The following is a 24366-nucleotide window of genomic DNA, read 5'->3' as shown; positions in this document are numbered from 1 at the left end:
CGGCCATCGCGGCTATCACCCCATGAATGATGGTCACGCGGCTTCGCGCGCATGGCGCGCTCCTACGGGTGGGGACGTCGCGACGCCCGTTCAATCCACCAGTTCGAGCACGCGTTCCGGTGGGCGGCCGATCACGGCACGGGCGCCGCGCACAAGAATCGGGCGCTCGATCAGACGGGGATGCGCGGCCATTGCCGCGATGAGCGCGGCGTCGTCCACCGACGCATCGGCCAGGCCCAGGCTCCAGTATTCCTCTTCCCCGGTACGCAGCAACTCCCGCGGCCGGATGCCGAGCTTTTCCACCAGCCCGCGCAACGTATCGGCATCGGGTGGGGTGTCCAGATAACGCAGCACCTGTGGTTGGACGCCACGTTCCTGCAGCAGTTCCAGTGCGCCGCGGGATTTGGAGCAGCGTGGGTTGTGATACAGCACGTATCCGGCCATGGGCACCTCTGAATATGGATCGATCAGCCCGCCATCGTGCCGTGCCGCTCGCGCGGGGGCAACGGTGCCCGGGCCGCAGCTTTCAGGACTCGAGCAGCTGGCGGATTCGGCTGGCGTCGTGGTCAAGCAGCTGCAGCCGCTCCTGGCCGTGCTCACACAACAGCAGGAACACCACGTCCAGCAGCTGCTGCAGCGCCGCCTGGTAGAGCAGCGGCTCCACGTGGGTGCGCTCGTCGTGGCCCGAGATCACCAGATTCAGATCGGCGTGCGCGCGCAGCGGATTGGGAGTGTTGCGGGTCACGCTGACCACCTTGCCCACGCGGGTGCGGAACAGGCGGCTGAGCTCGGTCAACACCGTACGCCGACCGTGTTCGGAGAACACCATCATCACGTCTTCGCGGCTGGCATTGGCCAGGCTGGTAGGCATCAGCACCGGGTCGAAGTGGTAGACCGCCAGGATGCCCAGCTGCGCCAGGCGCAGGGTGAAGGCGCGGGCCACGATGCCGTCCTGGCCCAGGCCGATCACGAACACAGTGCGGGCGCCGCGGATCGCATCCACCACGGCCTCGATCCGGTCGGCCGGGTTGAGCAGCCGCGTTTCGCGCACGGCGTCGGTCTTGGCTTGCCACAGCCGCTCACCCGGACTGGTGTCGTCATCCAGCGCCGCCGGTGCGGGCGTGCCGTTGTTGCCATTGCTGCGCACCAGGTCTTCGCCGATGGCGTATTTCAGATCCGGATAGCCTTTGAAGCCAAGCTTCTGGCTGAACTTCACTACGCTCGACTGGCTGATCTCCAGCGCATTGGCCAGCTGCTGGGAGGAGTAGTCGCGCAGCAGGTGGGCGTTTTCCAGGATGAAGTCCGCGATGCGCCGCTCGATTGCCGACATCTGGTCGCGCTGGGCGCGGATTTTCAGCAGCGACGGCATGGCAATGCTCCGCTCAGGGTGCCAACGGCTCGAGCCCGCGGATCTCGCGGATGCCGAGTCCCGGCGCATCGCTGATGGAGATTTCCGACTCGTTGAAATCCACGCCGCCATCCACGGGGTCAAACGCGCACAGCGACGGTCCGTCCAGATCCACCTTGCGGATGATGTCCGACTTGGCCACCGCCAGGTGCACGGCCGCGGCCACGCTGATGCTGGTCTCGATCATGCAGCCGATCATGCACTCCACGTCGTACAGGGCGGCGATATCGGCGACCCGGATGGCGTTGGAGATGCCCCCGGTCTTCATCAGCTTGATGTTGATGATGTCGGCGGCTTGCTGGCGCAGCAGCTCGATCACCTCGGACGGGCCGAACACGCTCTCATCGGCCATGATCGGCGTGTGCACCCGCTCGGTGACGAACTTCAGTCCGGCAATGTCGCGCGCCTTGACAGGCTGCTCCACCAGCTCCAGCTGCACGCCGGCATCCTCGAGCGTGCGGATGGCGTACACCGCCTGCTTGGCGGTCCAGCCCTGATTGGCGTCCAGGCGCAGCAGGGCACGGCCTTCGACCGCGGCGTAGATCGCCTTGACCCGCTCCAGGTCGACGTTGATCTCCTTGCCCACTTTGATCTTCAGGGATTCAAACCCGCGGTCCACGGCGGAGACGGAGTCGGCCACCATTTTGTCGATGTAGTCGACGCTGATGGTCAGGTCGGTGGTCAGGGCAGGGTCGCCGCCACCCAGCATGCGGTACAGCGGCGCGCCATACAGCTGCGCCCACAGGTCGTAGATGGCGATTTCGACCGCGGCCTTGGCGCTGGTGTTGCGCTCGGCGGAGGTGTGGATGAGCTGCAGGATCGCGTTGAGCTCGGCCACGTCCATGCCGATCAGGCGCGGGGCGATGAGCTTGCGGATCACCTCGATGATCGAGCCGTGGGTATCGCCGGTGATCACCGCCGTGGCGGGCGCTTCGCCATAGCCGATGTTGCCGGTGTCGGTGTGGATGCTGACGATGATGTCTTCCACCGTATCGACGGTGCGCAGCGCGGTCTTGAATGGGGTCTTGAGCGGGACCCGGAGCATGCCGAGCCGGACTTCAGTGATTTTCATGAGTGTGGCGGCTTCCGCGGCTCAGGGCCGGATACGCTGGATGTTGGTGATTCGGTCGGTGGTGCGGGTGGTGGCGTTGGACATCATCGGCAGCATCGGGGTCACCACTACGCCGTTGAGCTTCAGCCGGACCAGCTCGCCGTCCGGGTCGGGCAGCCAGCTCATGCCGGCGGTGTCGTGGATCGCCACCGGCTCGCCGTCGACATGACCGATGATCATCACCACGTGGCCGGGGATGAACACCAGGTCGCCCGGGCGCGCTTCGGCCAGCGCGTCGATCCGGGTCTGGTGATCGTCTTCGGCCGAGAACGCCAGGCGGTTGAGTGCGGGGGTGATCGACTGCCGGCTGGTGTTGCGCGGCAGCAGCACGCCGAAGCTGCGATAGATTTCGGATACGAAACCGCTGCAGTCGCGGGTGTTGTAGGAATGGCCCCAGCCATAGCGCTCGCCCAGGAACTTGAACGACTGGCGGATCAGGTTGGCTTCGGTGAGCGGCAGGTAGTCGTCGGCCACGTCGGCCGAACGTGGCAGCAGCGCCGGTTCAAATGCCAGCGTGCCGTCATCATTGCGCACCGGCAGTTCGATCACGTGGTGGGCCGAGGCCAGCTGGCCGTTGATCACTTCCAGCGGGGAGCGATCCAGCAGCACCGGAACGCGCAGGCCCATTTCCAGCTGCACCTGTGAGACGCGCGGGTTTTCCGGGGTGTGCACGGTGTGCGCCGTGGCGCCGGTCACCACCAGAAAGCTTTCGCTGCGACCCCAGGCAAAGATCTGCTGGCGGTCGCCTTCCGCCACAGACTGGCGCTCGACCCACGCGGCATAGCGCTGGCTGACCACGAACAGCCATTCGCCGTCCGCGCTCTGATGGGTGATCACCACTGGATCGCCCGGGAACAGGGCGCTTTCCTGGAAGCGGTCGATGTCGCTGTCACCCGCGGAATGGAACACCCGGAGTGAGGTAGGGAAGGCGCGCAGGTCCGCACGCTGCACGGCCATGCCGTAGCGGGTCGCCTGGTCCGCGGGCACCGAGTCCAGGGCGCGATTGGCGTCAATCCGGACCAGTACGTTCGGGTCTATCTGCTGCCCATGCTCATCAAACAGGTCGCGGCTGGGCAGGGAGGAAAGATCTTCGATCCAGGTGCGCACCTGTTCGCCCGACAGTCGCGCCGGCAGCGCTTCCAGATCAAAGATGGAAGATTCTTCGGCCACCATCCGCGCGTTCTGCTCGGCAATCTGCGCCGGAGTCAGGATCACCCGATCGGCGTCGGGCAGCGCATCGATCCAGTAATCCGGTGAGAACTGGGCTTCGGTCAGCCCCGGTACGGCGAACGGGGGCGTGGAGGCCGTGGGCCCGCGCGCTGACAGCGTGCCAGGCATCGTGAACACCAGGCCCAGGAGCAGGATCGCAAGGCGCATGGATTACTTCCAAGAGTGGGATGTTGCACCATCATGGAATACATCATTCAGCAAAAGCAACAATCGAGAATAAATTATTGACGAAGCTTTGACGCCCATGTTACACAGCTTTAACAGTTTCCCTGGGGAGGAGAGAACTGCAGTGAGCACGGCGAATTCAACAGCCATCAGCTTGCCATCGGCTCCGGGCCAACAGCCCCGCCGTTCCCCCGATCAATACAACTACTACCCCGAATATCTGTACCGGAGAGCATCCAAATGAAGGCCAGTCGTACCAACCTCCGCCGAGCTGCCTTGAGCCTCGCCCTGGGCGCGTGTCTGACCGCCGTGGTGCCAGTGGTGGTCGCGCAGAGCGTCACCGGCGCGGTGGCCGGCCGTGCCACCACCGGCGACCAGATCGTCGTCAACAATCCGGCAACCGGGCTGACCCGCTCGGCCACGGTCGGTGCCGATGGCAGCTACCGCCTCGGCCAGCTGCCGGTCGGTGATTACACGCTGAGCGTCCGCCGCGATGGCCAGTCGGTGGGTGAGCCGGTCTCGGTCAACGTATCGCTGGGTGGCACCACCACGGTGAACCTGGGCGCGGATGCCGGCGTATCCAACCTCGCCGCGGTCCAGGTGCTGGGCAGCCGGGTGATCAACCGCGTGGACGTGCGCTCGACCGAGTCGGCCACCAATATCACCCGCGAAGAGTGGGCACGCGTGCCGGTGGCGCAGAGCCTGTCGGCCGTGGCGATGATGGCTCCCGGCGTGATGGGCGGCAATTCCAGCCTTGGCGGCATGTCCTTTGGTGGCTCGTCGATCGCAGAAAACTCGGTCTTCATCAACGGCTTGAACGTGACCGACTTCTACCGTCGCCACAGCTACTCGGCGGCGCCGTTTGCCTTCTTCCAGGAATTCCAGGTCAAGACCGGCGGCTACTCGGTGGAGTTCGGCCGCAGCACCGGTGGCGTGATCAACGCGGTCAGCCGCTCGGGTACCAACGAGCTGCAGGGCGGCGTGGAAGTGACCTTCGAGCCGGAAGCCTGGCGCGCAACCGCCGATGACCACGAGTTCACCAACGTGGACGCCAATGGTGATCCGGTGCCGGTGCGCTACCGCCGCTCGCGCAACAGCCAGACCTTCAACAAGGCGAACGTGTGGGCCTCCGGACCGCTGATCCGCGACCGGCTGTTCCTGTTCGCGATGTACGAGTTCCGTGACAACAACGAGCGCAGCAGCGCGCTCAATGGCAACAGCTGGACCAACGGCGGTTCCGACAACGGATTCTGGGGCACCAAGCTCGACTGGAACATCACCGACAACCACACGCTGGAACTGCTGGCTTTCTCGGACGAGGGTGAGTACGAGAGCACCACGTACGCCTACAACTGGGATACCGGTGAGCGTGGCGGCGAGACCGGCATGCAGACCACCGAGAGCGGTGGCAAGAGTGGTTCGGTGACCTACACGGGCTACTTCGGCGAGGCGTTTACCGCCAAGGCCATGTACGGCATCAATCAGAGCCAGGCCATGTCGCGTTCGCCGGCCGACGGGCCCTGCGCGCAGATTTTCATCGACAGCAGCTACAACAATGTCTATGACGGCTACCGGCCGCTGCCGGCGGGTTGCCACCCGGGCTCCGGCTCCATCGTGACCCACGAGGACGAGCGCGAAGTCGCCCGACTGGACTTCGAGTGGGCGCTGGGCGATCACATGCTGCGCTTCGGTGTGGATCACGAAGTCATGACCACCGACCGGACCACCGGTTACCCGGGTCCGAACGCGATGCGCTATACCGCGTTCGGCATGAACCCGGGCGACGTGCTCGACAACGGCGCGGTCGTGCCGGCCGGCGTTGACGCGATCATGATGGGGCGTCGTCGCATCGACGGTGGCGTGTTTGAAACCACTGCGACTGCCTGGTACGTCGAAGACATCTGGAACGTCACCCCCAACCTGATGGTCAACCTGGGCGTGCGGTTCGACAACTTCAACAACAAGACCGCGACGGGCGACAGCTTCATCAAGATGGACAACCTGTTCTCACCGCGCCTGGGCTTCTCCTGGGACATGAAGGGAGACGGGACCACCAAGCTGTTCGGTAACCTCGGCCGCTACTACCTGCCGGTCACCAGCATCATCAACTACAACTTCGCGGGCGGGTTGATTGACGAACGTACGTTCTACGCGATTGAAGGCTGGAACCAGGGCAGCAACCCGGTCACGGGTGCCCCGTACATGGTGCCGGTGCTCGGCGCGCAGATCGGCGGCGTGGATGATTCCTACAACCTGCCGGTGAACGACCTGCGCCAGAGCGTGAGCCGCGACCTGGATGCTGTTTACCAGGACGAAGCGATCCTCGGCTTCCAGAGTGCGATCAACCAGGCCTGGTCCTGGGGCGTCAACGCCACCTATCGCCGCATGCCAAACGCCATGGATGACCTGCGCATCAACCACACCCCGTGTGGTCCGTTGAGCAGCAGCCTGTGGCCGATCGGCAACCCGGGTGAGAACGTGACCATCTGGGGCGATGCCAGCATCGGCTGCGACACCGAAGGCTGGATCACCATCGATACCTCCAAGGACGGCTATATCAAGGCTGGCAGCGGGGAAGTGACCGGTTACTACGACCCCAAGCGCACCTACAAGTCGGTCGAACTGCAGATCGACCGGGCCTGGGATGAGAAGTGGGCGTTCAACGCGTCCTACCTGTGGTCGAAGTCGCACGGCAACCATGAGGGCCCGGTCAACTCGGACACCAACTACGGTGATACCGGCATGGTCCAGCACTGGGATCACCCGGCCAACAACCAGGACTACGGTCCGCTGTTCAATGACCGTCGCCACCAGATCAAGCTGCGCGGCAGCTACGCCCTGAACGAGCAGTGGTCGTTTGGCGGCATCGTCACTGCCATGTCGGGTGGGCCGATCAACCAGTTCGGCGTGACCTGGCCTGGTGACTCGCTGGGGGCCGGCAGCTTCGTGACCGAAGGCTCGGGCGGTGGGTCGTTCTGGCACTGCGTGGCCAACTGCGACGGCCCGGTCGACGGCCGGGTGCACGAGTACGCGGGTCGTGGCGCGGGTGGGCGCCTGCCGTGGACCTACGACGTGGGCGCCAACGTAACCTGGACGCTGCCGGTGGACGGCATCGACCTGAAGGCACGGTTCTCGGTCTACAACCTGCTCAACGACCAGGAAGTGATCAACGTGCGCCAGCGCTACGAGGGCAACCCCGGCCAGGTGCGCCCGCTGTACGGCACCGGTACCCGCTGGCAGTCGCCGCGCTACGCGCAGCTGGTGGTGACCTGGAACTTCTGATCCCCGATAAAGCAGCAAACAGCTACCCCGCCGGCTGCGGCCGGCGGGGAGCCTTCAAATCAAGGAGCAGCTCTGACTGTGATCCGTTATCCATCTCTCGTCGCGGCCGCTTTCACGGCTGCGATTTTTTTTGCCCCGGCTGCGGCAAGCGGCCCGATCCCGGAAGTCACCGCCGCGGTCGACGATCTCATTGAGCGCTACGGCCTGCCCGGCATTGCCGTCGGGGTGGTGGTGGATGGCCAGGTGCGGCAGATCGAGGTCCGCGGTGAGACCGCCGCCGGCAGCGGAGAGCCAATCCGCAGCGATACGCTGTTCAAGGTGGCTTCCAACACCAAGGCGATGACAGCGGCGCTGCTGGCACGCCAGGTGGATGCTGGCCTGCTGGCCTGGGATGACCCGGTCATCCGCCATCTGCCCGGGTTCCGGATGTACGAAGACTGGGTGACGCGTGAGATCCAGGTGCGCGACCTGCTGATCCACAACAGTGGCATGGGCCCCGGGGCCGGCGACCTGATGCTGTGGCCCGAGCCCAACCACTTCACCCGCGAGGACGTGATTGCCGGGCTGGCGCATCTCAAGCCGCTGTGGAGTTTCCGCTCGCGCTATGCCTATGACAACACGCTGTACATCGTGGCGGGCGAAGTGGCCGCGGCCGCTGGTGAGGCGCCGTTTGATGCGCTGTTGCGGCGTGAAGTGTTCCAGCCGCTGGGCATGCAGGGCTGCCGGGTTGGTGAGTGGCGGGTGGACCAGGCGGGCAGCGTAGCGGAACCCCATGCACATCGTGACGGTGCCTGGGTGGCGCGTCCGGATGGCGAGGTGGTGACCGACATGCCCATGGCGGCCGCCGGCGGTGTGCGCTGCGGACTGGATGACATGTTGCGCTGGGTGGAAGTCTGGCTGGATCCGGATACCGCCAGCGAGGCAAAAGGCAGCAGCCCATGGCTGTCCGCGGAGCAGCGCGAAGCGGTCTGGACCGCGCACATGCCAATGCCCATGAGCCAGCGCATGCGCGACTGGAACGACAGTCACTTTTCCGCGTATGGCTACGGCTGGCGGCTGACCGATGTGGATGGCACGAGCAAGGTCTCGCACACCGGGACGCTGTCCGGCATGTATTCCGCGGTCACGTTGCTGCCGGAACTGGATGTGGGCTTCGTGATCCTGATCCATTCCAATGCGGGCCAGGCGCGAACGGTGCTGGAGCAGACCCTGGCCAAACACTTCACCGATCCGGACGCTGGCAGGACGGTGGCGTACTACGCCGAAGCCATGGCACGCGATCGCGAAGCGGCGCTGGCTGCAGGTACCGCCGGGTTGCCAGCGGACGCCAGGGCGCCACGCAGCCCGGCGCTAGCCGAAGACATGGCGCAATGGCTTGGCCACTATCGCGATCCTTGGTTCGGCGATGTCAGCATCTGCGCGGCCGCTGATGGCGTGCGCTTCGAGTCGGCCAAATCTCCGCGTCTGGCAGGCCCGGTGCATGCCGCGGGCGGACGCCTGCTGGTTGATTTCGACACCCTCGGCGCGGATGCCGATGCGTGGTTGGAGTTCAGCCTGGACGAAGATGGCGCGGCCCGCCTGACGATGGCCAAGGTCGATCCGGAAGCGGACTTCAGCTACGACTACGAGGACCTCGGCTTTGTTCGCATGGGCGAGTGTGCGTTGGAGTAGGCGCGGCTGATCCGTGCGCTTTGACCCATTACGGGGGGCGTGCTACATAAGTGTGAATGGGCGGGCATGCGGTAGGGGATCGCAGGCCCTCGCCCTGGCAAGGGGAGCAAGGCTTTACCGCAGGAGCGGTTGAACTGGACATGGCACTGCCGGCACGCCCGTCAATGGCGCCGTGCACGGCAGCGCGTGTCACCCGCTGCTGTCCGGCTGCCCGTGTCTGTTGATCAGCAGCATCACTTCACCGGAGAGCACGAATGCATGCGAATCAGTCGTTCCTGAAGCACAGTCACCTTGCCGTTGCCGTATTGCTTGGTCTTGCACTGCCGGGGATCGCGGTGGCCCAGGAGTCGGAGGCCGAACCGCCTGCGCGGTCCGCAGCGCAGACTCTCGACACGGTCAGGGTGACCGGGTCCCGGATCAAGCGCACCGATGTGGAAACTGCGCTTCCGGTGACGGTGATCCAGCGGGAACGGATCGAGGCGCAGGGAATTTCCTCGGCCGAGCAGCTGCTGAGCTATCTCAACATCGGCGGCAACGGATCGGACAACCTGTCGGCCAACGCCGGCATCGCGCCGGCAGACCTGCGTGGCAACAACGGGGTGTCGGGTGCCAACCTGCGCGGGCAGGGTGCGGACGCCACGCTGGTGCTACTCAACGGCCGCCGTGTCGCTGCCCACGGTCTGCGCGGCACGACGGTTGACCTGAACTCCATTCCGTTTGCAGCGATCGACCGGGTCGAGGTGCTGCGCGACGGCGCATCGGCGGTGTACGGCACCGACGCGATTGGCGGGGTAATCAACTTCATTACCCGCAACGATTTCACCGGTGCGCAGATCAGCGGCTTCGTCGACCTGCCCGAGGAGGGCGGCGGCAATATCTACAGCTCCAACCTGCTGGTTGGCGGCGGCGATCTGGATACTCAGGGCTGGAATGCGTTTGCCACCATCTCGGTGAAAAAGAACGACATCCTGCGCGGCAACGCCCGCCACTTCTCCAACAGCTTCCAGCCCAGTCGCGGCCTCTCGCCGGATACGCGCGGCACGCCGTTCGCCACCATTTTCAACCTGGCCGACTCGCTGACTGGAGCGGGCCTGATCGATCCGGACACCGGACAGGTCGTGAACGGGGTCAATACCCTGAACCTGCCTGGCGGTCCGGGCTGTGAAGCCGGCGACGACATGATGGGGCCGTATGACTACCGCCTCTGGGCCACCACTGCCACCAACGTTGCTTCCAGGTACGGCTGCTCCTGGGACTACCCCGCTGCGGCGGTGATGCAGCAGCCACAGGAGAGCGTGCAGTTCATCGGGCGGGCCACCTTCAAGGTTGGCAATGCGGGCCAGGCGTTCGTGGAGTTCATGGGCTCGGACGTGGATGTGAACCGCCAGTTCGAACCGAACCAGATTTCCTCCAGCGCTACCGCCACGGCCACGTTCAACCCTGGCACCTGGTTCCCGCTCAATGACCTGACCCGGGACACCTACGACATGGTGTACGGGTCGCTCGAGGATTTCTTCGGTCCCGACCAGCTCGAGTACGGCGCGCCGATCGCATACCGGTGGCGCTGCTACGCCTGCGGACCGCGCGAGGTGCTCACCAATACCAAAGCCTACCGGGTGATGGCGGGCTTTGAAGGCGAGGTCGGGCGCTGGGAGTACAGCGCCGGCCTGTCGCGGGCCTCCAGCGAATCCGAATCGCGCCTCGGCAGTGGATACCACTACGTGGATGGCCTGCAGCAGGTGCTCGGCAGCGGCCTGATCAATCCGTTCCTGATGCCGGGACAGCAGCAGAACCCACAGGGACTGGCTGCGCTGGAAGCCGCTTCGGCCTCGGGTGTGGTGCTTTATGGCGGCCGTTCCACAGTGACCAACCTGGACGCCGTGGTCTCCACCAGCTTCTGGAACCTCGCCGGCGGTCCGCTGCAGGTGGCCTTCGGCACCGACCTGCGACGTGAGCAATTCGCGTTCAACGGCGACCAGCACGAAGTGCAAGCGCGTCCCGCGATCTTCAACGCGCCGTTTGATGCGGCCAATACCCTGCCATCTGTCAGCCGTGACGTAAAGGCGGTGTTCGCCGAGGTCTACCTGCCTCTGCACGACACGCTGGAGGTCACGGTGGCCGGCCGCTACGACCACTACGATGGCTTCGGGGGCACCACCAACCCGAAGGTTTCCTTCATGTGGAAACCGATCGACGCGGTGGCTTTCCGCGGCGCCTACAGCACCGGCTTCAAGGCGCCGGAGTTCAGCAAGCTGTTCAGTGGCGCCACCGCAACCCAGAACACCGCCCTGGATGTGGCCGACCCGGAGAAGTGTCCGGGCGGAGTGGTGGATGATTCACGGCCGGGGTGCGAATCCATCCGTCCCGACATCCTGGTGGGTGGCAAGGAGGACCTGCAGCCGGAAGAGGCGCGCCAGAAGAGCTTCGGCGTGGTGTTTGCGCCGGTGGACTGGTTCAACGCGAGCCTCGACTGGTGGGAAATCGAACGCACCAATACCATCCGCACCGGCCCGGACTTGGACGTGCTGCGTGACAATTACGAGCTGTTCCGCAACAACTGGATCCGCGACGCCAGCGGTGAAGTGGAACTGATCGACCGCCGCTTCATCAACTCCGGCGGCTCGTTGATGAGTGGTTTTGAGTTGGATGCCAACATCATGGGCGACCTGGCGGGCGGCAGCTATCGGGTCAACTTCAACGGCAGCTACCTGGACAACTATCAGGAGAAGCTGCTGGAGTCCCAGCCGTATTCGGACAACCTGGTGGGCAATTACCTTCGCTACTGGAGCCTGCCCCTGAAGTGGAAGCACACGCTTGGCTTCTCCTGGGCCAAGGGCGACTGGGCCCACAGCCTGACCCAGATCTACCGGCATGGTTACAAGGATGAAGAACCGACGAGCGTTGCCAACGACCATTACATTCCGAGCAACTGGGATCCGGATGTGGGTCGCTATGTCACCTATAACTACAGCCTGAGCTACACCGGCTTCGAAGGCCTGAGGCTGGTGCTCGGGGTGAAGAACCTGACCGACCGCGATCCCCCGTTCACTGCGCACAAGAACGACTGGGCCAGCGGTGCGGGTTGGGAGCCCCGGGTCGCCGATCCGCGTGGACGGGCCTATTCGCTGCTGGCCGAATACCGCTTCTGAACCACGCTCCACTTTGCCGGCCGCACACCTCATGGGTGCGGTCGGCTTTTTATTTGGATGACAACATGACCCAACAGCGCATGACCCCACTGCTGAAGCGCACCTGCGCACTTGCACTCCTTTCCGCTGTTGTCCTGACGCCGGCCTGGGCCAATCCCCAGCTCGACGAGCTGTTCGACCAGGCCATGGAGCGCTGGAACCTGCCCGGCATGGCGGTGGGCGTGGTGCAGGACGGCGAGGTCATCTACATGCGCGCAGATGGCGAGCTGCGCGCAGGCGAGGGCGATCGGATCGATGAGGACACGCTGTTCAAGATCGCCTCCAACGGCAAGGCCATGACCACTGCGCTGCTGGCGCGGCTGGCAGACCAGGGCAAGCTGGCATGGAATGATCCGGTCACCCGGCACCTGCCGGACTTCCGCATGTACGACCCGTGGGTCAGCGAGCAGATCCAGGTGCGAGACCTGGTGATCCACAACAGCGGCCTGGGGCCGGCCGCCGGCGACCTGATGCTGTGGCCGGAGCCCAACCTGTTCACCCGTGAGCAGGTGGTTGCCGGCATTGCCCACCTGCCCCCGGCATCCAGCTTCCGCACGCGCTACAACTACAGCAACGTGATGTATATCGTCGCCGGCGAAGTGGCTGCGGCGGCATCGGGTGCTGGATCCTACGAGCAGGCGCTGCGAGAGGAATTGTTCGAGCCGCTGGGTCTGGAGCGCTGCCAGGTGGGCGAGTGGCAGCGCGACGAGGTGGGCAACGTAGCCCAGCCGCACATGCAGCTGGACGGGCGAAACGTGGTCATCCGGGCGGACGGTGAGCTGGTTCCCGCAGTGCCGATGGCAGCCGCCGGCGGCATCCGCTGCAGCTTGCGCGACATGACGGCGTGGATCCAGATGTGGCTGCAGCCGGACACCCACGGGCTGACGGATGGACAGCCGTGGCTGTCGCAGGAACAGCGCCGCAACCTGTGGAGCGTGCACATGCCCATGCCGCTGGGTCAGCGCATGCGCGACTGGGAGGGCGCCAACTTCTACGCCTACGGCCTGGGGTGGCGGATCAGCGACAGCGACGGCACGTTCAAGGTTGGGCACACCGGAACCCTTTCAGGAATGTTCTCGGCTCTGACCCTGCTGCCGCAGAAGGGCGCGGGTTTCGTGTTGATGATCAACGGCTCGGGCGGTGACGCCAGGACCGCGTTGGGGCAGGCACTGAGCATGTATTTCACCAGTCCGGACAGCGGCCTGGACGTGAACCACTACGCCGACTTGATCGAACAGGATCGGGCGGCAACGGCCGGTCAGACTGATGATGGTGAAGCGGTGCCGGACACCAGCGACCGGGTCCCGGCCGAGCCCGCATCCATCGCACGCTGGCTGGGCGTGTATGAAGACCCCTGGTTTGGCCGCGCATCGGTATGCGCTGTGGAAGGGGGTCAGGTGCAGTTCGCTTCGGAACGCTCGCCCATGCTTACTGGTACGGTCATGGAGTCCGGTGGGCGGCTGCTGGTGGACTGGAGCGAAGTGACCGTGAGCGCCGAGCCGTGGCTGGATTTCAGCCAGCCCGAGCAGGGCGGCCAGCCCACCCTGAAAGTGACCCGGATCAATCCACGTGTCGGCTCCAGCTACAACTTCCAGGACCTGGCTTTCGTGCGCATCGGCGACTGCCGGTAATAGCCCGCAAACAAAAAACCCCCGCGCCAATGGCCGGGGGCTTTTGATGGATCTGGTGGGCGGTAGTGGGATCGAACCACTGACCCTTGCCGTGTGAAGGCAATGCTCTACCGCTGAGCTAACCGCCCTGATGCTGCGTGCCGGGGCTGTTTGGGCCTCGGCGGGCCGGCTAGTTTACGGTGCCTTTGTCCAAGGGACAAGTACTGACCCTTGCCGTGTGAAGGCAATGCTCAAAGGCTTGCCCAAATGCAGTTCGCTACGTATCATTCCCGCTTTCACGGTTCGGCCGTGGCATGTATTCCGGCCAGGTAGCTCAGTTGGTAGAGCAGGGGATTGAAAATCCCCGTGTCGGGGGTTCGATTCCCTCCCTGGCCACCATGGAATTTCAAGCCCCGCACTGGTTCGCCAGCGCGGGGCTTTTTTTGGTTCATCATCCAACGGGTTCCTTGCAATCTGCAGGAGATGACCATGCACAGATCCATCAAGGCGGTATCGACGGGGCTGCTTTCGGCAATGCTGCTGGCCGGCTGCGCCAGCACCCGAATGGACAGCGGCGAGAAGCTGGCCATGTATCGGGCCAACGCGGGCGAGCCGGTGCGCAGCTTCCATTTCTTCGGCCGCCTGCACAGCTGGGCGCCGCTTGGCGATCGGGCATTGGCGGTATGGACCAAGCCGCGTGAGGCGTGGCTGCTGGAGCTGACGGGCGGCTGCCCGGATCTGGCCTTCGCCCACTCCGTGTCGATCACCAGCAGCCTCAACAGCGTGCACGCCCGGTTTGATCGGGTGCGTCCGGTGGGTGCCGGACCAATGGCGATTGCCTGTCGGATCGATGAGATCAGGCCGCTGGACGTCGGTGCGCTGCGCGATGCGGAGCGCGACTGGCGCGAGGGCGGCGAAGTGATCGACCAGCCGCCGGAAGATGCGCCGGATCAGTCGCCGGGTGCAGGTACGTAGCCAGCGGGTTTTTCGGCACCGCCTTCGAACAGGAATTTGCGCATCTCGGTTTCCAGAAAGGCGCGGTGCTTGGGGTCCAGCGGCGAGAGGCGATTCTCGTTGATCAGCATGGTCTGATGGGCCAGCCATGCAGACCACGCGCTCTTGCCGATGTTGGCGTAGATCCGCTTGCCCAGTTCACCGGGCCAGGGCGCGAAATCCAGACCTTCGGTGTCGACCTGTTCTCTCTGGCAGAAGACGGTGCGCATGATGATCAGCTCTCAATGGGGGATGTCCCATTGTAGGACGCTGGCGCTGGGCCGGCCTGCACGCCCCTTGATGCGCGCGCTCAGAAGCCGCCTGACAGAAGCCTGCGCACAGGGGCCGGGATGCCCAGGGCCTCCAGCTGATCCATCGCTACCCAGCGATGGTTGTCTCCATCGCGAACAGTTGGTCGCGCTGCGACGCCCTGCCAGCGCAATGGATGCAGCGTCAGCCGGTAATGGGTGAAGGCGTGGGCAACCGGCTCCAGCGCGTGGGCGGCTGCGTAGTCGCCTTCCACGTTGATCTTGAACCAGCTGCGTGCTTCTTCGTCGCTGCCTGCTTCCGGCAGTGACCACAGCGAGCCCCAGATGCCGGTAGGCGGACGCCGCTGCAGCAGTACGCGGTTGGCGCTGTCGTAGAGCAGCAGCACCGTCGCTTCCCGTTCTGGGAGCGGCTTGCCCGGTTTGGGTGTGGGCAGTTCGGCCACCCGTCCCTGGGCGAGGGCGGCGCAGTCTGCGCTGATCGGGCACAGCATGCAGGCGGGATCGTGGCGGGTGCAGAGGGTGGCGCCAAAATCCATCTGCGCCTGGGTGTAGTCGGCCAGGCGCGCGTCAGGCAGATGCGATTCGGCGAACGTCCACAGTTGTTTCTCGACCCTGGAGGTGCCGGGCCAGCCATCGACCGCGTGCCAGCGTGACAGCACGCGTTTGACATTGCCATCCAGGATCGCGTGGCGGTCGCCCCAGGCCTGGGCAAGGATGGCGCTGGCGGTGCTGCGACCAATGCCGGGCAGGGCCACCAGGGCGGCATGATCGCGCGGCAGCTCACCGCCGTGGCGTTCCACGCAGGCCTGGGCGGCGGCGTGCAGGTTGCGTGCGCGTGCGTAATAGCCAAGCCCCGACCAGAGCGCGAGCACCTCATCCAGCGGCGCTGCGGCAAGCGCGGGAAGATCCGGCAGGGCAGCGACGAAGCGCTCGAAGTAGGGCATCACCACGCGCACCTGAGTCTGCTGCAGCATGATTTCCGACAGCCACACCCGGTAGGGCGTGCGCGGATGCTGCCAGGGCAGGTCGTGGCGGCCGTTGATATCGAACCAGGCCAGCAGGCGCGATGCGAAGCGGTCGGTCACGGCTGCGGCTCCGCCTGCCTGGGGTCGTCCTGGATGGTGATCTCCACGCCGTGCAGGCTGGCGCCGGCGATGTCCACGCGCGGTGCCACCAGCCGGCCTTCAAGCGGCGGCAGCGGGGATCCGCTGGCGATGCCATCTATCCACGCCAGCACCTCCGGCAGGCGGAGGCGGCCCTCGAAGTGCGCCTGGTCGCGGGCCAGCTGCAGCTGCAGGGGATCGGCCAGGTTGGGCGCGCCCCGGTAGGTGAGCTCGAACGGCAGCGGCGTATCGGGATCGTCGAAGGGCGCGGGCAGGGTCGGCCAGGCGGACGGCCAGCGTTCGATTTCCCCCATCACGGCCAGAATCAGCTGCTGGCCCACGGCGAGGTGGCCGCGACCGCGCAGGCGTGGAATCAGGTGCTGTCCGCGAAGCGCGATGGCAGCGGGATCCAGGGTGAGCGTGCCGTCCGCAAATGTGCCTTCGCCGGCCAGGCCAAGCGCAAACGGGCTGGTCTGGTCTGCGGTTACGTGCTGCGCGCTGGCAGAAGCCCGCAGTCCGGCCAGTCCGAAGCCGGCTCCTGCAGGCAGTTCCTTCAGCCGGGTGGACAGCACCGCGCGGGCCGGCAGCTCCCAGCGCTCGGCCTGCAGAGTGAAGGTGCCGGCCACGCCGACACCCGCATCGGTTTCCGGGCGCGTCATTGCCACGTGCAGACGGAAAGGCGCATGCAGCGTTTCCGCGAGGTAGCGACCGCTGACGTCCGCCCCCAGGCGTGCCTGCGGAGCGAACAGCGGCAGCTGGATGGAAAGGTCCTCAACCGCCCAGCCGTCCGCCAGCAGCTGCCCCTGCCGCACATGCAGGCCCTCGGCGAGGGTGGGCAGCGGGCCATCACCACGGGGGCGCTGTGCCCACCAGCTGAGCGTGGGCTGCAACTGCACGCGCGGGCCGTCAATCTCGATGCGGGTGATCAACAGGTTGGCGCCGCGCGAGCGCAGCGTGGACCAGGGCACGGAAACGAAGACGCGCTTGGCTTCCAGCAGCGGCTCAGCCCCGCCCGGCAGGCGTGCGCTCACGCCGTGGACCACGAGCTGAGGCGTGCCGCGCAGGCGGTAATCGAATTCATCAGCGCTGATATCCAGCCCCGTGGCCTGTCCGGCCAGGGCCATTACCCGGGGGCCCAGTACCTGCGGGCGCATCGCCCAGCGCAGCGCGAGGGCGGACAGCAGCAGAAGGGCGACGACCACGACCAGCGCGATCGCGGAGCGACGCTTCACCCGCCCAGCGCCTCCGGCAGCAGGGCGTCAACAAAGGCTTCGGCGTCGAATACGCGCAGGTCTTCAGACCTTTCGCCGATACCCGCGTAACGGATCGGAATGCCGAACTCGCGGGCCAGGGCGAACACCACGCCACCCTTGGCGGTGCCGTCCAGCTTGGTCACCACCAGTCCGGTCACATTGACCGCGGCGTTGAACTGGCGCACCTGCGATACCGCGTTCTGTCCGGTGGTTCCGTCCACCACCATCAGCACTTCGTGCGGGGCTGTCGGGTCGATCTTGCCCAGCACGCGCCCGATCTTGCCCAGCTCGCCCATCAGGCCCTGCTGGGTGTGCAGGCGTCCGGCGGTATCGGCAATAAGAATGTCGGTGCCGCGCGAACGGGCCGACTGCAGCGCGTCAAAAGCCACCGAAGCCGCATCCGCGTTCTGGCCCTGGGCAACCACCGGCACGCCATTGCGCTCGCCCCAGGCCTGCAGCTGGGCCACGGCGGCGGCGCGGAAGGTATCGCCCGCGGCCAGCATCAGGGCGTGGCCTTCTTCCTTGTAGCGCCGGGCGAGCTTGCCGATGGTGGTGGTCTTGCCCACGCCATTCACGCCTACGGTGAGGATCACGAAGGGCTTGGCGGAAGTGTCGATCTGCAGCGGCCGGGCAACCGGCTGCAGCAAGGCGATCATCTCCGCGCGCAGGCCGGCCAGCAATGCGGCGGAGTCGGCAAACTCGCGCGCCTTCATGCGCTTGCGCATGGTCTCCACCAGCCCGGTGGTGGCAGCCACGCCCACGTCGGCCATCAGCAGCGCGGTTTCGATCTCGTCCAGCAGATCGTCATCCAGGCGCGGATTGCGCGAGAACAGGCCGCTCAGGCTGACCGCAAAGCCACTTCCGCCCAGGCGCTGTCGCCAGCCGGTTTTACCGGGTGCAGCCGCGGGCGCGGATGCCGGTTCGGGTGCTGGCGTCGCCGGGGTGGGGGTTGGCGGGACCGGGGCAGGAACGGGTGGCGCAGCGACGGAGGTCGGTGCGACAGGCTTCGGCACGGGTGCCCGGGCGACCGGAGCCGCCGCTGGCGGAGCAGCTACGACAGCCGCTTTAGAGACGGGTTCTGCCGATGCCGGCGGTGCTTCGCTGGTCGGAGCAGCCGGTGGGATTGCGACCGGCTCCGTGGCCGCGGGCAGGTCGGCTTCAGGCGGCTGCGGCGGCGCAGTCTCCGCGGCAGGAAGCGCTGTCTGATGACTCTCCGGAAATGCTGCAGCCAGCTCCTCGATGCTCAGCCGGCGACGGCCGTCGGACTGGTCTGCATCGGATTTTTTACGTCGAAACCAGCTGGACATGCCGCGATCAGGTCCTTGATGGGGGAGAATGGCCGAATGGTATCACTGAGCCCCCAGCCTCCCGCCGTGAAAAGCGCGCCATGAAGCCGGTCCCGGGCAGGGTCAGGATCATTGGCGGGCGCTGGCGCGGGACCCGCCTGCCGGTGGCCGATGCGCCCGGCCTGCGGCCCACTTCCGACCGTGCCCGCGAGACCCTGTTCAACTGGCTGCAGCCGGTATTGCCGGGAGCGCGGGTGTTGGACCTGTTTGCGGGCAGCGGAGCGCTTGGGCTTGAAGCGCTTTCCCGCGGCGCTGCCGAAGCGCTGTTGGTGGAGCGGGATCCGCATCTGGCCCGGGGCCTGGAAGAGACCCTGCAGCGGCTGGACGCTGGCGCAGCCGCACGCGTGGTGCGTGCCGATGCGCTGCAGTTTCTGGCCGCGCCGCTGCACGGCCGCTTCAATCTGGTGTTCGTTGACCCTCCGTTTGATGCGGACCTGTGGCAGCCGGTGCTGGCACAGCTGGATCCGTGGCTTGCCGACCAGGCATGGCTATACCTTGAATCGCCGGTGGATGGATGGGTGGAGCCGGGCGTGGGCTGGCTTGCGCATCGCGAATCACGCACCCGCGACGCACGTCACGCGCTGTACCGGCGCGCGGCGTCGCGTGCCGGATAGGGGTTCAGCATGATGCGACGCTGTTACACTGGCCGCCCACCGACCCGGCCGTTTCCGACAGGCGAATTGCTGACATGAGCGTGGCGCGCAACCGCATCGCGGTCTATCCCGGAACCTTCGATCCGATCACCAACGGGCACATCGATCTGATCCACCGTGCCTCGCCGTTGTTCGCGAAGATCGTGGTGGGCATTGCCGAGAGCCCGGGCAAGGGGCCGACCCTGGAACTGGATCTGCGCCTGGAGCTGGCGCGGCTCGCACTGCGTGGACACGACAACGTGGAAGTGTGCAGTTTCAACTGCCTGTTGGCGGACTTCGTGCGCCAGGTGAGCGGCGGCGTGCTGCTGCGCGGCCTGCGGGCGGTGTCGGATTTCGAGTACGAATTCCAGATGGCAAGCATGAACAGACATCTCATTCCCGAAGTGGAAACCCTGTTCCTGACTCCTGCCGAACAATACGGTTTCATATCCTCGTCGCTGGTCCGCGAGATATCCCGCCTTGGCGGCGATGTCTCCGCGTTCGTGCCGGCGGCGGTGGCCGAAGCGCTGCAGACCGAATGGCAGCGCAAAGCATCAACCTGACCTTGAAAACCCTGAAGGGAACGCTGAAATGAAGATCATGACCCGACTGCTGCTGTGCGCCAGCCTTGCCCTGCCGCTGGCAGCCTGCCAGAAAGAAGAGGCCGTGGAGCAGGTGGAAGCCGCTCCGATGACTGCGCCGCAGAGCGGCGATCGCGAAGAGTGGCGCGCGTATCTGAACGACGCCGTGGGCCGCAACATGGACGGCATCTACAGCCAGCCCTTCGTGTACCTGGTGCCGGCCGAAAGCGTCGACAACTTTGAAGACGAGTACGAGCGGCTGGCCGAGCGCGCCGAGAACGACCTTGCCCGCGGCATCGTGCGCGGCAACCTGCTGGCCTACGCCGGTCACAACTCCAACCGCGTGGCGGACCTGGCGGTGCGTGCGTTCGAAGGCGTGCCCGAAGGCACCATGGAAGGCGTGCGCGTGCTGTTCATCGGCGACGCCGTGGACAACCCGCGGGTTGAAGCCGCTGTGGCGCCGGCCAAGGTTGAATACGTTTTCATTGAAAAGTAAGTCGCGGAGAAACAAGTCGCGCCAGGTCGCGCGGGAAAGCAGATGTCGCTGAAGATCAACGAGCTGTGCATCAACTGCGACGTCTGCGAGCCCGCGTGCCCGAACAACGCGATCTCACAGGGCGAGGTCATCTACGTGATCGACCCCGCCCTGTGTACCGAGTGCGTCGGCCACTTTGAAGAGCCGCAGTGCATGGAAGTGTGTCCGGTGGAATGCATCGACCCGGACCCCGAGCATCCCGAGACCGAAATCCAGCTCCTGGCCAAGCTGCGCAGGCTGCAGGCGCAGGGTGCCGCACCGGCGGATACCGGTGCCGGCGAAATGGCCGGAGCGTGATGCGCAACTGATTCCCGAGTGGTGGAGCAAACATGAAGTTCTGGTCCGGTGTGATCATCGCGGTGGCCCTGGTGGCCACCCCTGCCTGTGGCCGCGATGCGGTCGCCCAACCTGAAGGCACCAGCCAGGCCCATGCCCGCACGGCCACGCCGCCGGGCGTTGCCATTGCTTCGGCGCATTCGCTGGCAACGGAAGCCGGACTTGAAATCATCCGCGAGGGTGGCAACGCGTTCGACGCGGCCATCGCCGTGTCCGCCGCGCTGTCGGTGGTGGAGCCGATCAGCTCCGGCATTGGCGGCGGCGGGTTCTTCCTGCTGCACACGGCCGAGGATGGTCGTGATGTATTTCTCGACGCGCGCGAGACTTCGCCGGCTGCGGTGAGCTCGGACGATTACCTGACCGAAGACGGTGAGTTCAACCGCGACCGCGCTACCAATGGGCCGTGGGCTGCGGGCATTCCGGGTCTCCCGGCGGCCTTCGTGCATATGGCCGACAAGTACGGTCAGCTGCCGCTGGCCCGCTCGCTGGCACCGGCGATCCGCCTGGCCGACGAGGGCTTCCCCGTCTATGGCCGCATGGAGCGTGGCTACGCAGGCCGGGCCGAAGTGATGGAGCGCTACGCGGGCACCCGCGATGCGTTCCTGATCGATGGCCGCGCGATGCGCGAGGGCGACACCTTCCGCCAGCCGGATCTGGCCCGCACCCTGGAGCGCCTGGCCGCAGACGGCTTTGACGGCTTCTATCGCGGTCGTACCGCGGAGCTGCTGCTGCAGGGCGTGCAGGACGAGGGCGGCGTGTGGAGCGCGGATGACCTGGCGTCCTACAAAGTGGTGGAGCGCGAGCCGCTGCGCCTGAAGTACCAGGACTGGGACATCGTGACCGCGCCGCCGCCGTCTTCGGGTGGGGTGGCGCTGGCCCAGATGCTGCAGATCCTGGGTGGTTGGGAACTGGAAGAGCTGGACCCCGCGCTGCGCGCTCACCTGACGGTGGAATCCATGCGCCGCGCTTTCCGCGACCGCACCTTCTACCTGGGTGATCCGGACTTCGTCGACATCCCCATGGAGACCCTCACCAGCCGCGACTACGCCTCCGGGCTGCGCGCCACCATCCACCCCGGGCGGGCCACGCCGAGCGACATGCTCTCCGGCGAGCCGACCCCGCTGGAAGGCGACGAAACCACCCACTTCTCCATCATCGACGCCGAAGGCAACCGCGTGGCCGCCACGCAGACGGTGAACCTGCTGTTCGGCTCCGGCCTGGTCCCGCCGGGCACCGGCGTGCTGCTGAACAACGAGATGGACGACTTCGCCCTGCAGCCGGGCGAGGCGAATGCCTTTGGCGTGATGGGCTTTGATGCCAATGCTCCGGAGCCGGGCAAGCGCATGCTCAGCTCCATGACGCCCACCTTCATGTTGTCCGACGACCGCATCGCGGTGCTGGGCACGCCGGGTGGCACCCGCATCATCACCATGGTGATGCTGGGGATCCTCGGTTACGACGCCGGCCTGGATGCCCAGGCAGTGGCCGCGCTGCCGCGCTTCCACCACCAGTGGCTGCCGGACCGTATTTCCGCCGAGCGCGGCGCGTTCAGCCCGGAAGTCATCGCCCGCCTGCGGGAGATGGGCCACACCGTGGATGCGCCTGACGAAGAAGACGAGATGCGTCGCAGCGGTGGTCGCACCTCCAGCCACAGCTGGGGCAACCTGCAGACGGTGGCCTGGAACCTGCGCGACAACACCCTGGAAGGCGGCACCGATCCGCGCAACGAAGTCGGCTCCGCCGAAGTGCAGCTGACCCCTGAACCGTAGGTCGGGGCTACGCCCCCGACGCAATGGAGTCCAAGCCATGAAACTCTGGTCGCTGGAAGGCAACACCCAGAAGCTCGACGGCGGCGCGATGTTCGGCAACGCGCCGCGCGCCCTGTGGACGCGCTGGATGCAGCCGGATGAATTGAACCGCATTCCGCTGGCATGCCGCGCGCTGCTGGCCCAGCCGCTCAATGGCAAGACGGTGTTGTTCGAGACCGGCGTGGGCGCGTTTTTCGAGCCCAAATACCGCGATCGCTACGGCGTGGTCGAAGAGCGTCACGTGCTGCTGGACTCTCTGGCTGAAGCAGGCTTCTCGCACGAGGACATCGACGTGGTGGTGCTTTCGCACCTGCACTTCGACCATGTGGGCGGGCTGCTGCGCGAGTACCGCGAAGGCGAGCCGCACGAGCTGCTGTTCCCCAACGCCATCTACCTCACCAGCCGGCCGCACTGGGAGCGCGCGTGCAATCCGCACGCCCGCGACCGGGCCAGCTTCATTCCGGAACTTCCGGCGCTGCTGGAGGCCAGTGGCAGGCTGCAGTTTGTCGAAGGCGGCCGCTCGGACGTGCTGGGTGATGCGGTCAGCTTCACCTACAGCGATGGCCACACCCCGGGCATGATGCTGGCGGAAATCCACGGTGCCCCCGGTGCCGACGGCCGGCCGCGCGGCGGCATTGCCTTCTGCGCCGACCTGGTTCCGGGGCGGCCCTGGGTGCACCTGCCGATCACGATGGGCTACGACCGCAGCCCCGAGGTGCTGATCGACGAGAAGCGCGCCTTCCTGGAGGACAAGTTGGAGCGGAACGTGCACCTTTTCCTGACCCATGATCCGGACGTCGCGCTGGTCCAGATCACCCGTGACGATCGTGGCCGCTACGCCCCGACCCACGAAACCGCCAGACTCCAAGCAAGACCCCTCCCGTAGGAGCGCGCCATGCGCGCGAAGCCGCGTGACGTTGATCGTCGCATCGGGGCTTCGGACAGGTTGCCGCGTCCGGCGCCACGCAGCATAGCCTGGGTTCACGCGGTTTCGCGCGCATGGCGCGCTCCTACGGGGGCCTCTGCAGCCTCCGTCAGCCGCCGGGGGTGCCGAAGATCTTGTCGCCTGCGTCGCCCAGGCCCGGCAGGATGTAGCCGCGTTCGTCCAGACGCTCATCGACCGACGCGGTGTAGATCTCGATGTCTGGATGTACGGCTTCCACCGCACGCAAGCCCTCTGGCGCAGCCACCAGGAACAGGCCCTTGATCTGCTTCGCGCCGGCCTTCTTGAGCAGGTCGATGGTGGCGATCAGCGTGCCGCCGGTGGCCAGCATTGGATCCAGAATCAACGCGGTGCGGTCGGCCATGTTGTCGACCAGATTTTCGTAATAGGTCACCGCGGCGAGGGTGCTCTCATCCCGCGCCAGGCCGACCACGCTCACCTTGGCCGCCGGAATCATCTCCAGCACCCCCGGCAGCATGCCGATGCCGGCCCGCAGGATCGGCACCAGGGTCACCTTGCGGCCCTTGATCCTGCGTACCTGTACCGTCCCGGCCCAGCCATCCACTTCGGCGTCTTCGGTTTCCAGGTCCGCCGTGGCCTCATAGGTCAACAGCGCGGCCACCTCGGCCGACAGCTCGCGGAACGTCTTGGTGCTGTTGTCGGCCCGGCGCATCAGGCCGAGCTTGTGTTGCACCAGCGGATGTTGGACTTCAACGATTTTCATATTGGCCAGAGGCGACGAAGGCGTCTGCCAGTGTCGCCCAAAACCCACCGAAGTTGCAGCAGCCACCCGAGTAGGAGCGCGTCATGCGCGCGAAGCCGCGTGAATTCCACCCAAGGAGTGTTGAAGGTCCGGTGAGGTGTTGCCGGGCGGGACTGTCGGCGCCAGGGACGGCGCCGAC

The 24366-nt window shown here is 65.9% G+C and carries 20 protein-coding genes and 2 tRNA genes; 12 read left to right on the top strand and 10 right to left on the bottom strand.

Annotated elements, in window-relative coordinates:
* Nucleotides 1-90: 90 nt before the first annotated feature.
* From arsC to WCE59_RS13250, 4 genes are all read right to left on the bottom strand, one after another.
* Nucleotides 91-444: an arsenate reductase (glutaredoxin) gene (gene arsC, locus WCE59_RS13265; RefSeq protein ID WP_343259251.1), complete on the bottom strand. Its 354-nt coding sequence runs from the start codon at nucleotides 442-444 to the stop codon at nucleotides 91-93.
* A gap of 82 nt (nucleotides 445-526) precedes the next feature.
* On the bottom strand, nucleotides 527-1369 hold the full coding sequence (locus WCE59_RS13260; protein ID WP_343259250.1) for a MurR/RpiR family transcriptional regulator: 843 nt from the start codon (nucleotides 1367-1369) through the stop codon (nucleotides 527-529).
* A gap of 13 nt (nucleotides 1370-1382) precedes the next feature.
* Nucleotides 1383-2480: a dipeptide epimerase gene (locus tag WCE59_RS13255; RefSeq protein ID WP_343259249.1), complete on the bottom strand. Its 1098-nt coding sequence runs from the start codon at nucleotides 2478-2480 to the stop codon at nucleotides 1383-1385.
* Nucleotides 2481-2501: 21 nt separating this feature from the next.
* Nucleotides 2502-3896 carry a C40 family peptidase gene (locus tag WCE59_RS13250; RefSeq protein WP_343259248.1) on the bottom strand — a complete coding sequence of 465 codons (1395 nt, stop codon included), beginning with the start codon at nucleotides 3894-3896 and terminating at the stop codon, nucleotides 2502-2504.
* Between the two features lie 258 nt (nucleotides 3897-4154).
* Here WCE59_RS13250 and WCE59_RS13245 point away from each other — a divergent pair, with 258 nt between their 5' ends.
* The 4 genes from WCE59_RS13245 to WCE59_RS13230 all read left to right on the top strand — a co-directional run bounded on the left by WCE59_RS13245 (nucleotide 4155) and on the right by WCE59_RS13230 (nucleotide 13686).
* Nucleotides 4155-7196, top strand: a complete 3042-nt coding sequence (locus tag WCE59_RS13245) for a TonB-dependent receptor (RefSeq protein ID WP_343259247.1) — start codon at nucleotides 4155-4157, stop codon at nucleotides 7194-7196.
* Nucleotides 7197-7274: 78 nt separating this feature from the next.
* On the top strand, nucleotides 7275-8867 hold the full coding sequence (locus WCE59_RS13240; RefSeq protein WP_343259246.1) for a serine hydrolase: 1593 nt from the start codon (nucleotides 7275-7277) through the stop codon (nucleotides 8865-8867).
* A gap of 254 nt (nucleotides 8868-9121) precedes the next feature.
* Nucleotides 9122-12016, top strand: a complete 2895-nt coding sequence (locus WCE59_RS13235; protein ID WP_343259245.1) for a TonB-dependent receptor domain-containing protein — start codon at nucleotides 9122-9124, stop codon at nucleotides 12014-12016.
* 65 nt (nucleotides 12017-12081) lie between these two features.
* The gene (locus WCE59_RS13230; protein WP_343259244.1) at nucleotides 12082-13686 is read left to right on the top strand and encodes a serine hydrolase domain-containing protein; all 1605 of its coding nucleotides are present in this window, start codon (nucleotides 12082-12084) and stop codon (nucleotides 13684-13686) included.
* Between the two features lie 53 nt (nucleotides 13687-13739).
* Here WCE59_RS13230 and WCE59_RS13225 read toward each other — a convergent pair.
* Nucleotides 13740-13814 (bottom strand) — tRNA-Val (locus WCE59_RS13225).
* Nucleotides 13815-13988: 174 nt separating this feature from the next.
* Here WCE59_RS13225 and WCE59_RS13220 point away from each other — a divergent pair.
* Together WCE59_RS13220 and WCE59_RS13215 are read left to right on the top strand one after the other, a co-directional pair.
* Nucleotides 13989-14064, top strand: a tRNA-Phe gene (locus WCE59_RS13220).
* Between the two features lie 90 nt (nucleotides 14065-14154).
* Nucleotides 14155-14640 carry a DUF6491 family protein gene (locus tag WCE59_RS13215; protein ID WP_343259243.1) on the top strand — a complete coding sequence of 162 codons (486 nt, stop codon included), beginning with the start codon at nucleotides 14155-14157 and terminating at the stop codon, nucleotides 14638-14640.
* Here the strand turns inward: WCE59_RS13215 and WCE59_RS13210 are convergent.
* The 4 genes from WCE59_RS13210 to ftsY form a co-directional block, all read right to left on the bottom strand.
* Nucleotides 14616-14891, bottom strand: coding sequence for an oxidative damage protection protein (locus tag WCE59_RS13210; protein ID WP_343259273.1), 276 nt, complete (start codon nucleotides 14889-14891; stop codon nucleotides 14616-14618). The genes WCE59_RS13215 and WCE59_RS13210 overlap by 25 nt on opposite strands.
* Before the next feature lie 77 nt (nucleotides 14892-14968).
* Nucleotides 14969-16012, bottom strand: a complete 1044-nt coding sequence (gene mutY / locus WCE59_RS13205) for an A/G-specific adenine glycosylase (protein ID WP_343259242.1) — start codon at nucleotides 16010-16012, stop codon at nucleotides 14969-14971.
* Nucleotides 16009-17262, bottom strand: coding sequence for a hypothetical protein (locus tag WCE59_RS13200; protein ID WP_343259241.1), 1254 nt, complete (start codon nucleotides 17260-17262; stop codon nucleotides 16009-16011). Before WCE59_RS13200 ends, mutY begins: the two co-directional genes overlap by 4 nt.
* Nucleotides 17259-18590 carry a signal recognition particle-docking protein FtsY gene (ftsY, locus tag WCE59_RS13195; RefSeq protein WP_343259240.1) on the bottom strand — a complete coding sequence of 444 codons (1332 nt, stop codon included), beginning with the start codon at nucleotides 18588-18590 and terminating at the stop codon, nucleotides 17259-17261. Before ftsY ends, WCE59_RS13200 begins: the two co-directional genes overlap by 4 nt.
* 80 nt (nucleotides 18591-18670) lie before the next feature.
* On the opposite strand from ftsY, the gene rsmD reads away from it, so the two are divergent.
* From rsmD to WCE59_RS13165, 6 genes are all read left to right on the top strand, one after another.
* Complete coding sequence (gene rsmD, locus WCE59_RS13190) at nucleotides 18671-19243, top strand: 16S rRNA (guanine(966)-N(2))-methyltransferase RsmD (RefSeq protein ID WP_343259239.1); 573 nt, start codon at nucleotides 18671-18673, stop codon at nucleotides 19241-19243.
* A gap of 74 nt (nucleotides 19244-19317) precedes the next feature.
* Nucleotides 19318-19824: a pantetheine-phosphate adenylyltransferase gene (gene coaD, locus WCE59_RS13185; protein ID WP_343259238.1), complete on the top strand. Its 507-nt coding sequence runs from the start codon at nucleotides 19318-19320 to the stop codon at nucleotides 19822-19824.
* 37 nt (nucleotides 19825-19861) lie between these two features.
* Entirely contained in the window at nucleotides 19862-20338 is a 477-nt protein-coding gene (locus WCE59_RS13180; protein WP_343259237.1) for a hypothetical protein, read from the top strand.
* Between the two features lie 42 nt (nucleotides 20339-20380).
* Nucleotides 20381-20674: a YfhL family 4Fe-4S dicluster ferredoxin gene (locus WCE59_RS13175; RefSeq protein WP_343259236.1), complete on the top strand. Its 294-nt coding sequence runs from the start codon at nucleotides 20381-20383 to the stop codon at nucleotides 20672-20674.
* A 32-nt stretch (nucleotides 20675-20706) separates the two neighbouring features.
* A complete protein-coding gene (gene ggt, locus WCE59_RS13170; RefSeq protein WP_343259235.1) occupies nucleotides 20707-22482 on the top strand; it encodes a gamma-glutamyltransferase in 1776 nt (591 codons plus the stop codon).
* A 37-nt stretch (nucleotides 22483-22519) separates the two neighbouring features.
* Nucleotides 22520-23407, top strand: coding sequence for an MBL fold metallo-hydrolase (locus WCE59_RS13165; RefSeq protein WP_343259234.1), 888 nt, complete (start codon nucleotides 22520-22522; stop codon nucleotides 23405-23407).
* A gap of 148 nt (nucleotides 23408-23555) precedes the next feature.
* Here WCE59_RS13165 and upp read toward each other — a convergent pair whose 3' ends face one another.
* Complete coding sequence (gene upp / locus WCE59_RS13160) at nucleotides 23556-24188, bottom strand: uracil phosphoribosyltransferase (RefSeq protein ID WP_343259233.1); 633 nt, start codon at nucleotides 24186-24188, stop codon at nucleotides 23556-23558.
* Nucleotides 24189-24366: the final 178 nt, after the last annotated feature.

Source organism: Luteimonas qiangzhengi (assembly GCF_039548515.1).
Lineage (GTDB): Bacteria > Pseudomonadota > Gammaproteobacteria > Xanthomonadales > Xanthomonadaceae > Luteimonas.
This window is presented reverse-complemented; position numbering and strand designations above follow the sequence as displayed.